General features: G+C 63.8%; 14 protein-coding genes and 1 tRNA gene. 6 read left to right on the top strand and 9 right to left on the bottom strand.

Annotated elements, in window-relative coordinates; translation table 11 throughout:
- Nucleotides 1–2: 2 nt before the first annotated feature.
- The gene (locus DIC75_RS04300; RefSeq protein WP_250986762.1) at nt 3–683 is read right to left on the bottom strand and encodes a uroporphyrinogen-III synthase; all 681 of its coding nucleotides are present in this window, start codon (nt 681–683) and stop codon (nt 3–5) included.
- A gap of 89 nt (nt 684–772) precedes the next feature.
- Here DIC75_RS04300 and DIC75_RS04305 point away from each other — a divergent pair, with 89 nt between their 5' ends.
- Entirely contained in the window at nt 773–1,984 is a 1,212-nt protein-coding gene (locus DIC75_RS04305; protein WP_250986763.1) for a tripartite tricarboxylate transporter permease, read from the top strand.
- A gap of 8 nt (nt 1,985–1,992) precedes the next feature.
- Here the strand turns inward: DIC75_RS04305 and DIC75_RS04310 are convergent, their stop codons facing one another.
- A complete protein-coding gene (locus tag DIC75_RS04310; RefSeq protein ID WP_250986764.1) occupies nt 1,993–2,916 on the bottom strand; it encodes a calcium/sodium antiporter in 924 nt (307 codons plus the stop codon).
- An 80-nt stretch (nt 2,917–2,996) separates the two neighbouring features.
- Here DIC75_RS04310 and DIC75_RS04315 point away from each other — a divergent pair, with 80 nt between their 5' ends.
- From DIC75_RS04315 to DIC75_RS04325, 3 genes are read left to right on the top strand one after another with little or no spacing between them, the layout of a single operon-like run.
- Nucleotides 2,997–3,857, top strand: a complete 861-nt coding sequence (locus DIC75_RS04315; protein WP_250986765.1) for an NOP5/NOP56 family protein — start codon at nt 2,997–2,999, stop codon at nt 3,855–3,857.
- Nucleotides 3,854–4,453, top strand: a complete 600-nt coding sequence (locus DIC75_RS04320; RefSeq protein ID WP_250986766.1) for a fibrillarin-like rRNA/tRNA 2'-O-methyltransferase — start codon at nt 3,854–3,856, stop codon at nt 4,451–4,453. The genes DIC75_RS04315 and DIC75_RS04320 overlap by 4 nt, the downstream gene beginning before the upstream one ends.
- Before the next feature lie 35 nt (nt 4,454–4,488).
- Entirely contained in the window at nt 4,489–5,223 is a 735-nt protein-coding gene (locus DIC75_RS04325) for a DUF1614 domain-containing protein (protein ID WP_250986767.1), read from the top strand.
- A gap of 115 nt (nt 5,224–5,338) precedes the next feature.
- On the opposite strand, the gene hepT is transcribed toward DIC75_RS04325, so the two are convergent.
- From hepT to DIC75_RS04360, 7 genes are all read right to left on the bottom strand, one after another.
- A complete protein-coding gene (hepT, locus tag DIC75_RS04330; protein WP_250986768.1) occupies nt 5,339–5,779 on the bottom strand; it encodes a type VII toxin-antitoxin system HepT family RNase toxin in 441 nt (146 codons plus the stop codon).
- Nucleotides 5,776–6,162, bottom strand: a complete 387-nt coding sequence (locus tag DIC75_RS04335) for a nucleotidyltransferase domain-containing protein (RefSeq protein WP_250986769.1) — start codon at nt 6,160–6,162, stop codon at nt 5,776–5,778. The genes hepT and DIC75_RS04335 overlap by 4 nt, the downstream gene beginning before the upstream one ends.
- Before the next feature lie 242 nt (nt 6,163–6,404).
- Nucleotides 6,405–6,593 carry a type II toxin-antitoxin system HicA family toxin gene (locus DIC75_RS04340; protein ID WP_250986770.1) on the bottom strand — a complete coding sequence of 63 codons (189 nt, stop codon included), beginning with the start codon at nt 6,591–6,593 and terminating at the stop codon, nt 6,405–6,407.
- Between the two features lie 27 nt (nt 6,594–6,620).
- Entirely contained in the window at nt 6,621–6,881 is a 261-nt protein-coding gene (locus DIC75_RS04345) for a type II toxin-antitoxin system HicB family antitoxin (protein ID WP_250986771.1), read from the bottom strand.
- A 137-nt stretch (nt 6,882–7,018) separates the two neighbouring features.
- Nucleotides 7,019–7,849, bottom strand: a complete 831-nt coding sequence (locus tag DIC75_RS04350; protein ID WP_250986772.1) for a TIM barrel protein — start codon at nt 7,847–7,849, stop codon at nt 7,019–7,021.
- Between the two features lie 52 nt (nt 7,850–7,901).
- Nucleotides 7,902–7,974 (bottom strand) — tRNA-Gln (locus tag DIC75_RS04355).
- A 52-nt stretch (nt 7,975–8,026) separates the two neighbouring features.
- Complete coding sequence (locus DIC75_RS04360; RefSeq protein WP_250986773.1) at nt 8,027–8,758, bottom strand: thymidylate synthase; 732 nt, start codon at nt 8,756–8,758, stop codon at nt 8,027–8,029.
- A 497-nt stretch (nt 8,759–9,255) separates the two neighbouring features.
- Here DIC75_RS04360 and DIC75_RS04365 point away from each other — a divergent pair, with 497 nt between their 5' ends.
- Together DIC75_RS04365 and DIC75_RS04370 are read left to right on the top strand one after the other, a co-directional pair.
- Entirely contained in the window at nt 9,256–11,562 is a 2,307-nt protein-coding gene (locus tag DIC75_RS04365) for an MEMAR_RS02690 family S-layer glycoprotein (protein ID WP_250986774.1), read from the top strand.
- 271 nt (nt 11,563–11,833) lie between these two features.
- Nucleotides 11,834–13,357 (top strand): AMP phosphorylase, encoded by a 1,524-nt coding sequence (locus DIC75_RS04370; protein WP_250986775.1) that lies wholly within the window; start codon nt 11,834–11,836, stop codon nt 13,355–13,357.
- Nucleotides 13,358–13,393 lie beyond the last annotated feature (36 nt).

Below are 13,393 nucleotides of genomic sequence, written 5' to 3' on the forward strand. Positions count from 1 at the left end.
TCTCACCTGCCTTCCTGGTGGCGGTTCAGCGCCTCAAGGGTTCCTGCGAGCGACCCGTCACCGACGACCGCCGGGGGATGCCCGCCGGCCCGCATCGATTCGGCGGTGATATCGCCGATGGCGAGGAGGAGGAGGTCGTCGCGGGGCCGCCACCGTGCCTCCCGGTAGGACATGGCGCTCGTGAAGAGGACAGCATCGGCGCCATCGAGCGCGAGTTCGGTCCCCGTAGGGACGAGGGCATAGACCCGCTCCTCACGGACAGTTCCCCCTGCTGCGGCGATCGCCGCAAGAAGGCCCGGGTTCGGGACGTCTGCCCGCGGGATCCCGACAATCCGCCCGCGGAGCCAGTCCCCGAGGTAGGGGACGAAGTCCCGGGAGTAGAACGAGGGGAGGACCTCCGCCTCGATCCCCGACTCCCGAAGAACCTCGGCGGTCTTCGGCCCGATCGCGATCACCCGGGGCCACCGGTCGAGTTTCGGCCCGACGATCGCGGCAGGGAGGGCGCTTGAGAAGAAGAGGCAGTCGAACTCGCCGCGGTGGACTGCCTCGACGAACGTGTCGACCCGTTCAGGCCGGAGTTCCGCCCGCAGCGGCGAGACCGTGTAGCAATCGTGGCCGTAGGAGGTGCAGAGGGCGCGGTCTCCCGCCGCCTTGTTCTCGAGCCGGGTAATGGCGATCTTCATCGCTACAACCTTCGTCCCGGTGGAATATGACTGTATCGTGGGACACGATTCGGTTGGTTTATCCCCGGCCGTTCCAACCGTTAATTAACGTGCTCTTCGGTATCGTGCTGGGGGCTGCCGTCGGTATCGGCTGCGGCGCCGTGAGCGGCCTCGTCCCCGGTATCCACGCAAACACCATGGCGGGTGTCCTCCTCTCGCTCCAGGCACTCCTGCTTGCCTGGTTTGATCCGTTGGTCATCGCCTCCGCGATGTTTTCCACCCTCGTTACGCACACGTTTCTCGATAACGTCCCGGGCACCTTCCTCGGCATCCCCGACGCCGACACATCGCTTGCGGTTCTCCCCGCGCACGCCCTCTGCCTCGAAGGGCGGGGAGAGGAGGCCGTCCGGATATCGGCCCTCGGGAGCGCCGCCGGCGTCACCCTCTCGCTCCCTCTCGCGCTGGCTTTCGTCCTCTTCCTCCCCGCCCTCCAGCCGGCGATCGACTGGGGTATCGGCCTCGTCGTCCTCGCGGTGGCGGGCTACCTCATCGTCGTCTCCGAGTCGCCGGGCTGGGCGCTCGGGGTCTTTTCGGTCTCGGGGGTCCTCGGGCTCTTCTCCCTCGGCTACTCCTTCCTCGCCTGGCCGGCGGGCGGCGAGTCCGGGGTGCTGATGCCTCTCCTCTCCGGGCTCTTCGGGATCGCGGTCCTCCTCAAGGCGTCGCACGGGGCCATGCCCGCACAGCACTTCACAGGCATCGAACTCCCCCGGGGTGCAATCCGGCGGGGCTCCCTGCTCGGTTCGGCTGCCGGCGCTCTCGTCGGCTGGCTCCCGGGCCTCTCGAGCGCCACGGCAAACGCACTTCTCACCTCGGTCGTCGGCTATGACTCCAATCCCCGGGAGTACATCCTTGCGACCAGCGCCGCGAACACCGTGAACGCCTTTCTCGGGCTTGCGGCGTTCTACGCCATATCCCGGACGCGGAGCGGGGTGATGGCGGCGATATCGGCGCTCGAGGAGATGCCGCCGGCCACCGCCGTCCTCCTTGCGGGCGCGATAGCCGCTGTCGGCGCCTACCTTCTGACCGTTCTCCTCTCGTCGATGGCCGGATGGTTCGGGGGCGTGAACGTCACGAACCTCAACTACGGCGTCATCGCCTTTGTCGTCCTCCTCTCCCTCTTCCTCTGCGGCCCGTTCGGGGGGCTCGTCCTTCTGCTCGCAACGGCGGTCGGCTATGTGCCGACTCTCGTCAACATCCGCCGGGTCTACTGCATGGGCGCGATCATGGTTCCCGTTATGGCCTACTCGTTCGGCCTTGCCTGATCGCCGCGTCAGACAAGCCCGAAGAGCAGGCCGATATATCCGGCATATGCGAGAAGCATCACGAGCCCCCACCCCCGCCGCACCTGCACCCGGGAGGAGAAGAACGGCAGGATGGCGACGGCAAACCCCAGCATGACGAAGACGTCGGCATACGAACCCACCGGTATCGGCAGGACGATCGCTGCGCACCCCATTACGAAGAGGACATTGAAGGTGTTGCTGCCGACGATGTTCCCGACCGATATCGCGCCTGCACCCCGCACTGCAGCGGTGAGGGACGTGGCGAGTTCCGGGAGCGATGTGCCCACGGCGACCATGCTGACGCCGATGACGAACGGGCTGATCCCGAAGGCGACGGCGATCCGGGTTGCGGACTCGACCAGCAGCCAGGAGCCGAGGATGACCGCGATAAGCCCGCCGCCGGTGAGGAGAACGTCGCGGATGCCCCGGCTCTCGAACGTCTCCTCTGTGACCACCCCCTGCCGCCACAGGACTGCCATGGTGAGGGCGAAGGCCCCGAGCATCGTGATTCCGGCGGGAAGGTCGAAGACGCCCCGGAGGGCGAGGAGCGCAAAGGCGACGACGGCTGCAAGCATCACGGCGACCTGTCTCATCCCGTGCGTCCCCTCTTGGAGCGCTTCGGGGTTGACGACGGCCACGACGGCGAGGACGAGGGCGATGTTCGCCACAGTGCTCCCGACGATATTCCCGAGCGCGAGGTCGGGCTCCGCTGCCGCGGCGGCCTGGAGGTTCACCACGAGTTCCGGGAGGGATGTCCCGAACGCGATGACGGTGAACCCGATCAGCGCCGGCGAGACCCGGTACCGGACGGCAAGCCCGCTCCCTCCGCCGACGAAGAAGTCGGCTCCCTTGATGAGGAGAAGGATGCCGACGACGAACTCCGGGAGGGAGGCGGCTACCTGCGAAAGCATCGTTGCAGAGTATGAGACGGCCCCGGATATCAGTTGCCGTCCGGTTCACCCTTATATCGGTCGAGCCCCAATACCGTACCATGCTACAGCGTTACTGGTTCGGAGATGTCGATGAGCAGGAGTGCCGGGCTGCCGGCACCGATCCGGCCGCGCTCGCAGAGCGGGCGGCCACGCTCCGCACCGGTATGGAGTCTTATGTTCCCATCGACTGGGAGGTTGCCCGGGACTGCGGAGTCGTCCGGACACGGGAGGAGTACGTCGACCTGCTCCGTTCCGTCTGCACCGCCCTTGCCCGGAAAAAGATCGCCCAATCATACCAGGGCCGCGACGTCGAGCTCCTCCAGATGGTCAGGATGCTCGACGAGCTCGACAACGTCATCAACCTCCTCCAGGAACGTGCCGCGGAGTGGTACCAGGTTACGAACCCGTCGTTCTCCCGGAAATACCGGTCGCTCCCGGCCCGGAAGATGCTCGGGATCATCAGGAAAGGCGCCCGGGGCGGTCTCTCGGACGCAGCCGAAGAGATCGAGCGGCTCGCCGGAACGAGGAGCCGCCTGATGCGGGAGGTCTCGGCCCGGGCCGACGAGGTGATGCCGAATACGAGCGCTCTCATCGGCGGGCTGGTCGCGGCCCGTCTCCTCTCACGGGCGGGAGGTCTGTCCGCACTCGCGAGGATGCCGGGGAGCACCATCCAGGTGCTCGGTTCGGAACGTGCCCTCTTCTCGCACCTCCGCGGCGGGACGCCGCCGCCGAAGCACGGGATCATCTTCCAGCACCGGCGGGTCCATAACGCTCCCCGCGAGGTGCGGGGACGGGTGGCCCGGGTGCTCGCGGCGAAGCTCGCCATCGCCGCCCGGCTCGACTACTACCGGGGAGAGGCGGTGCCGGAGTTCCTCAAAGACGCCCAGGTGCGGATCGACGAGGCGGGGGTGACGGCATGATCTGGCTCGGGAACGTGCTGGTCTCGCCCGGCGAGGGTGGGGTCTACGGGGAGCGGACGCTCGACGGTTACCGGGTCTGGGACCCCCACCGGAGCAAGCTGGCGGCGCTCTACACCCTCGGCGGCGGGATTGAACTCACCCCGGGGATGAGGGTGCTCTACCTCGGTGCGGCGAACGGGACCACGGTCTCGCACGTCGCCGACTACGTCGAGACCGTCTACGCGGTGGAGTTTGCGCCCCGGCCGATGCAGGACCTCCTCGAGGTGGCCCGCCGGAGGAGGAACATCGTCCCGATCATGGCCGACGCGAGCCGGCCGGAGGAGTATGCACCGTTCATGGAGGCGGTGGACCTGGTCTACCAGGACGTGGCGCAGCCCAACCAGGTCGAGATCGCGGAGCGGAACCTCGTCTTCCTCAAACCGGGAGGCCACCTCATCCTGATGCTCAAGACCCGGAGCGTGGACGTCCGGCGGGACCCGGCCGAGGTGCTCGCCGGGGCCCGGGCCGGGCTCGAGCGGCGCCTCAATGTCGCGGACGTCCGGTGGCTCGAGCCTTACCACCACGACCACGCCGCGATCGTCTGCTCCCGCCGGTGAGAGCATATATTATAGATGGCGAAACACCTTCCGGCATGGACCGAGTCGTCTTCAACCCGTTCTCCCCCCTCGCGCTCCTTCTCTTCTTCGGGCTGCTCATCCTCGTCGGGCTCGCCGTCATCGTCTTTCCGATCCTCTTCCTGACGGCGATCGGGGCGACGTTCACGAGGCTCGGGTTCTCCTGGTGGCAGGCGCTCCTTATCCTCTTCCTGACGCTTATCGGGAGTTTCATCAACATCCCGGTGAGGACGCTTGAGGGCCGGCCGGGGGTGCCGGCCTACGACCGCTACGCCGTGATGTACGGGCGGCTCTACCGCATTCCGCAGCAGGCGCCGCGGACGGTCCTCGCGGTCAACGTCGGCGGCGCCCTCATCCCGGTGGCGATATCGCTCTACCTGCTCTACGAGTCGGTCGTGATCAGCGGGGGCTACCTGCTCTTCGCACTCGCGCTCGCCGGGGTCGCGGTCGTGACCGTCGTAACAAAACTCGTCGCCCGCCCCGTGCCGGGGCTCGGGATCGCGACACCGTTCTTCATCCCGCCGCTCGCGGCGCTCTTTGCGGCGCTGATCCTCTCGCTCTTTGCGGGCGGCGTCCCGGCCGCGGCGGTGATCATCGCCTACGTGAGCGGGACGCTCGGCACCCTGATCGGGGCGGATCTCTTGAACCTCCACCATATCGCGGAACTGGGGGCGCCGACGGCGAGCATCGGGGGGGCGGGGACGTTCGACGGGATATTCCTGACCGGGATCATCGCGGCGCTGCTCGCATGAGGGGGCCCTTCGACCGGTCGCGATCACCGGCTCACGGGCATCCGGGGTGCTGCGGTGCCCGGGCGTGTCGCGATTTTGCTGTATGGTTGAACCTGGAAGGGCGGTATGGGCCCTTTCACTCTTCGTTCACCGACTGCAGAAAATGTTCAACCTCCTGTCTGAAGAGAGCAAAGTCGCCGATATGCTCCTTCAGGATTGAGAAGGCAAGCGCATCGTCGATTGCCCCGTAGCGGTGCACGACAATGTTCCGGAACCCTTTCATCGCTTTTACATTCTGCCGCATCTCCGGGGCGAGCACCCCGTGCTGCACGAGGTTGTCAAGGATGTTCTCATCGGTGCCGGGGACGCCGAGGTGGAGGTCGGCGTTTAAGATAGCGCATATGTCGAAGACGTTCTCGACGGCGTACTCGGTGCGCTTGTATACGCCGTCTTTTACGATGCCGAGCTGCCTGAACGAATCGGCTGAGTCGGGGAGGTGTTCTTTGACCATATCGACACTCTCGGTCATCTCCTGGAGTTTGATACGGATTGCCGCATCCCGGACCTTGCGCGTCACACCATCGCCTCCTTGCCGATGTAGTCGTACAACCGGTGCTTGAAATCGTCGAATTCCCGGATCGTCTGATACGCGACGTCGTAGAGGAACCGCTCGTCGGGACAGTAGATTACCTTTCCGCGGAGGACTTCCGTCCGGACATAGAGCGGCAGGAGAGAGAAGATCTGGATGTCGTAGCGGTCGTCGGGGAGTTCGGAGAGCGCTGCAAACCTGAACCGGGCTGCCTCCTCGCGGTCCCCGTCGTAGTAGATGCAGAGATCGAGATCAGACCCTGCCCTCGCCCGCCCTTCGGCAACGGAGCCATAGAGGATGATGAAGCGGACCTTCTCGAAACCCTCGACGGTCTTGAGCCGCTCAAGTGCGTGCCGGACAAAATGATTCACTCGCTCTCACCCCCCGGGGCGCGCCCGGAAGTTCTGTAGGTTCTAGATGGGGATCCCTCTCACATTAACGTTTCCCGCGGCGGGGGGGCCGGATCGGGCTGATCGCCTGTCTCACTCCCCCCGCAAGACCAATATCATCATCCGGGATCCCCGGGCAATTGTCCAGGATCAGGGTCGAGGAGCCCCCCGATTTGAGTCGGGGTAGTTGCCCCTCACAATCACAAAATATGTGAAATAAACCGCTACCTGGCGAGCCGATTCCATTCCTCACGGGAAATGTCCGCCTGCCGGAGGATGCGCACGAGCAGGTCGACACTGATCTCTGACCTATGTGGGTTTGGGATGGTCAGAACGAGATCCCCTTTTACCATGAATGGGTGTCTCCCTCCCCGGCAGGGTCCCTCGAATCCCAGGGCCTGAAGGTTCTTCACGAGTTGGTTCCATGAGATGGGCTGATCCTATGCTCCGGCACCCGTATCCACCCTGACGATCTCTCCCACAGTGCGGCCGGCGATCGGAGGTATCGGGAGGCCGCGCCGGAGCCGTATAATCAACCATTCGTCAATGACGCCGGCAAGGTTTCTCCTGCACTCTTCCAGCGTCCTGCCGGTTGCAAAGACCCCGGGAAGTTCCGGGATCTCTCCGTAATACGGTTCATCGTCCTCGATAATCTCGTAGTTGGCGTGTTCGAGTGCCGCGTTGATATACTCAAGGATCATTGCATACTTCAATGGAATTGCCCCCGCATATAGGATTTTGCTTTCCCTGGTCGAGCGGGATCACGACTGCTGCTATTGGGCCATTCGGTTTAGTATCGGTTATCCTCGGGGTGACCCCGATGCGGCAGGGACCCGATTCATTCCCCGGCACGGTCTTCCCAGAGCCCGGCAAAGACCTTCACCTGCCGGGTGTAGAAGTCCGCCGAGTCCTCCTTGTACTCGAGCGTCGTCGGCACATCGGGGTGCCGCCGGAGCCGGGCAAAGACCGCCGCAAGGTCGAGGCCGCCGTCGGGGTGGTCGAGTTCGAGGTGCTCGTCGGTGATCGAGCCGCTTCTGATGTTCGAGAGGTGGTGGAGGGCCACGTCGAGGGACTCGAACCGTTCCAGTTCCCCCGCGAACGAGAGGCGCCGGTGGTTTGCGGTGCAGGCGAGGTGGGGGAAGTCGAGGCAGAACCGGCCGATCCTGTTGCCGGCAAGAGCCGTGAGTTCCCCGGCGGTGTTGCCGAGGAGGGGGTAGCCGGCGTAGACGGCAGGGAGGTTCTCGAGGGCGAACCGGGGGTCGGCATGGCGGTCGAGGAACGCGGCGAATGCTTCCACGGCGGCAAAGCGTCCTCCGGGTTCGTACCGGCCTGCGTGGAGGACGATCGTCTCCGCGCCGAGGGTGTCGGCCGCTTCAAGGGCCTGGCTCATCGCCTCTTCAATATACGCCTCGATCTCCTTCGCCGGCCGGTCGTCGTAGGCGGTGGGGGCGCAGGGGTTGACGCCGTGGCCGTGGTGGGGTGCGTGGACGATCGAAGGGATGCCGGCCCCGGCGACCGCTGCAAGACGCTCCCTGAAGAGGGTCCGGGGCAGGGGGACGGCCTGCACCTGGATGTGGCGGATTGCGCCCTCTTCGTAGAGCCCCGCGAGCAGGGCGAGCAGTCGTTCGTCGTCGAGGCGCACGGCGCAACCGAGGTTGTAATCAGTCATATACCCCCCTTTGGTGTATGCGCTTTCAGGTGCCGGGAGAAAAAGGTTCGAGTAGCCCGGAGCAGATTCGAACTGCTGTCGCAAGATCCAGAGTCTCACATGATTGACCGCTACACTACCGGGCTATTGGGCTCTAAAATGTTGTTTGTGAATCCTAATTAACCTGACGGCTATCGGTCATACCCCGGACGAGCGGGGGCACTTCCCGCAGGCCCGGCAGACCTCGGCAACGGGCCGGATCTCTGTACCGGATTTGCAAAACGGCTCGATGTCGTTGAGATCCCGGCGGTAGTAGACGTGGGGGACGAGCGCGATATGCGTGTAGCGCCCGCAGGGCACGCCGAGCCGGTCCGCGATCGCCTTCTGGAGATGCACGAGCGCATACATATTGGAGCCGGCGGCGGAGAGGATGTCGTTGCTCCGGAAGACGACCTTCATCTGGAGTTTCCCATCCCGGAGGAGGCACTGGACGAGCTGCAGGCAGGGGCAGTCGTCGAGGTTCTCGTCGACGACCGGGTTCCATGTGATCGCGACCGCCCGCCGGGAGTTTTTGGCGGCAGCGAGTTTCCGGGCGATGTAGGCGATCTGGTCGACGTGGACGTCTTCGCTCTCCGGCGCGACCCGGAGTCGTTCGCCCCAGTCGAAGAGCCGCCGGTGGTAGTCGTACTCGAACTTTGCATCGGAGCCGTGCAGGAGGTTCTCGGCGTAGGCGTCCAGGAACCGCTGCTGGAACCGGGAGGCGGGGCTCGCCATGGGAACGCTTTCCGGTGACTCCACCTCGAGCGCGAGCTCCTCGCACTCGATCGTCGCCTCGTCGTTCTCGGTATCCAGCACCCATCCCTTCTCGAGGACGGTCCTGACCGCCAGTTCGTGTGCCCGTGCGAGCGTGGGGGCCCGAATGATCCGCATAGAGAGTAGTTGGCGGGCCGGGGTAGAAAAGGCTCCGCACTAGGGAGGGTCTTGTATATAGATGCTCCGGCAGGTGACGCCGACCGGGGTTGCTGGTCGGGTGCGGGTGGGACGGGCGCACCCGGCACTGCCTGCCGGGGGGTGCCGGCCGGGTGCGGCGCCGGGGGAAGATCACGCGGTTACGGGGCACAGGGAGCCGCGAGAAGGCCGGAAGTTCTTGCGTTAACCCTTGGTAAGATTTTTATCCTCGTATACCTATGAATCCCGGTGATCCGGGAATGAAGCGTGATCCTGGCGCATTCGGGGCGTTTTCCAGCATTGTGGTGCCTTTTCGGGACGCCAGATCCCCGGTCGACCACAAAGGATATATTAAGTGTTCCACAAATATTGTGACATATTCCGTGATTCGGAGTATAGAGCGTGGTGAACCCGTATTCGACGTCTGTCGAGTACCTCGCGTTCACATTCCCTCATGTCATCACAAATGGAGGTATAGTATGAAGAGTATGACAAAACTGATGATTGTCGCCATGGTCCTCGTGGCTGCGCTGGTCGTTGCACCGGCTGCAGCACGGACGATTGATACATCCGGCACAGTCATCTATGTAGGCGAAGAAAACCTTAACTTCGACTTAGGAGTAGAGGTCACGAGTCTTTCCCACTTCAGTGGCGAATCCGAGGACAATGTTATCATAGTAGGCACTCCGTTCAACCTGAATGCAGTTGACGTCGACGGCGTGTTCGGCACCTACTATGTGAACGGAGTCCTTACGGGTGACTCTGTCATCATCAGGAATCCCTCTGTGGTTCTCGATGTTATGCTGGCTCAGGAGGGCAAGACCGCGGCAGAGCTGAGAGAGTCCGTGAACAGCAGGACCGTCACGCGGACCAACGACGTGGTCTTCAAGCTGACCAACAACCTGATTGGTTTTACCCAGTCCACTGACGTCGTCGCTGGTACCAACAACATCAACATCGATGTTACCCTGCCCGGCGGCGGTGTGACCCGTCAGCTTGCCGGTGTGGGCCTGGCCAACATCGTTGCCAACGGCACGACCTTCTATTCCGATGAAGTCGCCCTGCAGAACCTCGAGGCCGGCACCTACACCGCTCAGGCAAAGTGGCCCAGCGCGGCTGACTTCTACGGCAAGGGCTTTGACTCCAACACCGTAACCTTCGAGCTCGCCACCAAGACGCTCGCCATCACGGCCAACAAGGACAACGTCGTCCGCGGCAACAGTTTCACCGTGACGATCACCGGCGAGTCCCTTAAGACCTACTACCTGTTTATCAGGGAAGTGGGTGGCCTCGCAGAGGAGGAGTACCCCTTCATTGTAGCGGGTCAGAGTGGCGTTGCTGATGCTCCCACTATCACCGGGGCCAGCCCCGTCGCAGCGAACGTTACGACCAACGCCGGCGGCACGCGGTCTGTCCAGTTCAACACCAACACGACGACCGACGACCGGCAGTACACCATCCGTGTCCAGGACCCGGTTACGAACTCCACCTACGACGAAGTCAAGGTGAGAGTTGAGCAGGGTGACGTCACCATCACGGCGTCCGGCACCGGTGTCTACTACATCGGCGAGGAAGTTACCCTCTCCGGTACCAGCACCGACAACGACACCGTCTTCCTCTTCCTGACCGGTCCGAACCTCAACAGCAACGGTGTCATGCTCACCGGTATGCTGGACGCTGTGATAAACGGCGATGCAAGCTCGTTCGACACGGCAGACGTTGAGAGTGACGACACCTGGTCGCTCAAGTGGAACACCGGCGACATCGAGAGATCTCTTGACGCCGGCGGCTACACGATCTACGCTGCCTCGAGACCCGTGGACAAGGCTCACCTCTCCGACGCCAAGTACGCCACGGCCTCCGTCCAGCTCCGGTCCGGATTCATCACCGCAACCTCGAGCGGCGCAGTCGTCGCGAAGGGTGACGACCTGACGCTCACCGGAACCGCACAGGGCGACCCCGGAACCGTTGCAGTCTGGGTCTTCGGCAAGAACAAGCAGATACTCGCCGAGTCCGCCACCGTTGAGGATGACGGCAGCTTCGAGTACGACATCGACAACACCGAGACCTTCTCTGCAGGCCAGTACTTCGTGGTCATCCAGCACCCGATGATGGACAAGATCTTCGGAATCGAGCCCGGTACGGGTGACGAAGAAGGATGGATCGTCGGCGCAGATGGCTCCGGCTTTACCGCGGTGAACATCGCACGGCTCCAGGCCTCCGATGCAGCGACCGCGCTGATCACCGCGCTTGACTCCCCGAACATTGACGACACCTACGTGAAGCTCACCTTCGTCGTCGAAGAGGCTCAGATCTTCATCGACGCGATCGGCGACAAGGCTGCGGGCAGCACGTTCACGATCACCGGCACGACCAACCTCGCTGTCGGCGACACGCTGAACATTGAGGTAACCTCCGCTGCGTTCCAGCCGACCTCCAAGAGCGAGGCCTCCGGCTTTGGCTCCGTTGCGGGCGTTACTGAAGTCCAGCAGGGCGACGGCGTGAACACCTGGTCCTTCGAAGTCGATGGATCCAGCTTCAAGCCCGACCAGTACATCGTCAACGTCGAGTCCATCGAGACCGACACGACCACGACCGCGACCTTCAACGTAGTCGAGGCAGTCCCGACAACTCAGGCTACCCCGACCACGACCGCGACCGGCGAGGTCACCCCGACCACCACCGCGACCACCGCGGCAACCCCGACCCAGTCCCCCGGATTCGGAGCACTCATTGCTCTGGCCGGCCTTGGTGCGGTTGCCTTCCTGGTCCTGCGTCGGGACTAAACCCTAACCAACCCTATTTTTTATTCAAGCCGATTTTAATGAGCGTTTTTGGATACGGGACGGAAAGCCGTATTCACATCCCGACCCATGGAGATGAGCAGCGCCGCTGGCCTGTCTCTGCCGCCAGCCGGTGGAAGGCGTCGCTTCGTATACGGTGCGTCGGGTCCGTCCAGTAGCGGGCTTAAGGCAGACACTACCTGCAAGGCTCCGCCCGATCAGCCGCCCTTAAGTAGTACGAAACCTCAATTTCAGACAGGATGGGGTTACTCACATGAAACTGACAGTAAAACTGCTCGACATCGAAAACCGGGGGGTTCTCCTCCACAGCACCGACGCACAGAGCATGCGGGTCCGCGACGGCGACCGCGTCCAGATCGTCGACGAGGTGACGGGGAAGACCGCCCAGGCCCACGTCGACACCACCGGGTCGCTCATCGAGCCGGGCGTCATCGGCGTCTACCGGCCGCTGAACGCCACGCTCGCCGTCGAAGAGGAAACTCCCGTCGAGGTCCGCGGCGCCGAGAGGCCGGCATCCCTCTCGCATATCAAGAAGAAGATGGATGGCGGCCGGTTTACCAAGGACGAGACGCTGGATATCGTCAGGGATATCGTCAGCGACACCCTTTCGCCCGGGGAGATCACCGCCTACGTCACCGCCTCCTACATCAACGGCCTCGATATGGACGAGGTGGAATACCTGACGAGAGCCACGGTCGAGACCGGGGAACGCCTCCACTTCACCCGGCACCCCGTCGTCGACAAGCACTCCATCGGGGGCGTGCCGGGGAACAAGATCACCCTCCTGATCGCGCCGATCATCGCCGCGAGCGGTCTTTTGATCCCGAAGACCAGCTCCCGCGCCATCACCGGCGCCGGCGGGACCGCAGACCTCATGGAGGTTCTCGCGCCGGTCTCGTTCCCGGCGATCGAGGTGCAGCAGATGACCCAGAAGGTCGGCGGCGTCATCGTCTGGGGCGGGGCCACGAACATCGCCCCCGCCGACGACAAGATCATCACCTACGAGTACCCGCTCCGGATCGACGCCCGGGGCCAGATGATCGCGAGCGTCATGGCCAAGAAGTTCGCCGTCGGCGCCGACCTCGTGGTCATCGACATCCCGGTCGGCCGGAACACCAAGATTGCAACGGCCCAGGAGGGACGGAAACTCGCCCGGGAATTCATCGAACTCGGCGAACGGCTCGGCATACGGGTCGAGTGCGCGTTAAGCTACGGGGAGTCGCTCGTCGGCCACACCATCGGTCCGAACCTCGAGGTGCACGAGGCGCTGGCCGTCCTCGAGGGGGCGACCGAACCGAACTCCCTGATCCAGAAGAGTCTCTCGCTTGCCGGGATCGCGCTCGAGATGGCCGGGAAGGCTGCACAGGGGCAGGGGGCCCAGGTGGCCGCAGATATCCTCCGGAGCGGCAAGGCGCTTGAGAAGATGCGGGAGATCATCGAGATCCAGGGCGGCGACCCGGGGGTGAAGGCCGGGGATATCGTCCCGGGAGAGTGCCGGTTCGACGTGAGGGCGCCGCAGGACGGCTACGTCATCGAGTTGAACAACAGCGCCCTCGTCACGCTCGCCCGGCTCGCCGGCTCACCCTACGATCACGGCGCGGGGCTTGAGATCCACGCAAAGAAGGGGACCCGGGTCAGGAAAGGCGACCCCATCTTCACCATCTACGCGGACCGGGATTGGCGGCTTGAACGTGCGATCGAGGTCGGCCGGACGCTGATGCCGGTGCTTGTGGAAGGGATGGTCCTTGAGCGTGTTCCCCCGGAGCGCTGGGTGTGAACCGAAGCACTCAAATTTCCGGCCGCAGTACACTCC

The organism is Methanoculleus oceani (assembly GCF_023702065.1).
Classification (GTDB): Archaea; Halobacteriota; Methanomicrobia; order Methanomicrobiales; family Methanoculleaceae; genus Methanoculleus; species Methanoculleus oceani.

Coding starts and splice junctions, on each gene's coding strand:
- DIC75_RS04300 (WP_250986762.1), bottom strand. CDS start 683: ATGAAGATCGCCATTACCCGGCTCGAGAACAAGGCGGCGGGAGACCGC.
- DIC75_RS04310 (WP_250986764.1), bottom strand. CDS start 2,916: ATGCTTTCGCAGGTAGCCGCCTCCCTCCCGGAGTTCGTCGTCGGCATC.
- DIC75_RS04315 (WP_250986765.1), top strand. CDS start 2,997: ATGCTACAGCGTTACTGGTTCGGAGATGTCGATGAGCAGGAGTGCCGG.
- DIC75_RS04320 (WP_250986766.1), top strand. CDS start 3,854: ATGATCTGGCTCGGGAACGTGCTGGTCTCGCCCGGCGAGGGTGGGGTC.
- DIC75_RS04325 (WP_250986767.1), top strand. CDS start 4,489: ATGGACCGAGTCGTCTTCAACCCGTTCTCCCCCCTCGCGCTCCTTCTC.
- DIC75_RS04345 (WP_250986771.1), bottom strand. CDS start 6,881: ATGATCCTTGAGTATATCAACGCGGCACTCGAACACGCCAACTACGAG.
- DIC75_RS04350 (WP_250986772.1), bottom strand. CDS start 7,849: ATGACTGATTACAACCTCGGTTGCGCCGTGCGCCTCGACGACGAACGA.
- DIC75_RS04360 (WP_250986773.1), bottom strand. CDS start 8,758: ATGCGGATCATTCGGGCCCCCACGCTCGCACGGGCACACGAACTGGCG.
- DIC75_RS04365 (WP_250986774.1), top strand. CDS start 9,256: ATGAAGAGTATGACAAAACTGATGATTGTCGCCATGGTCCTCGTGGCT.
- DIC75_RS04370 (WP_250986775.1), top strand. CDS start 11,834: ATGAAACTGACAGTAAAACTGCTCGACATCGAAAACCGGGGGGTTCTC.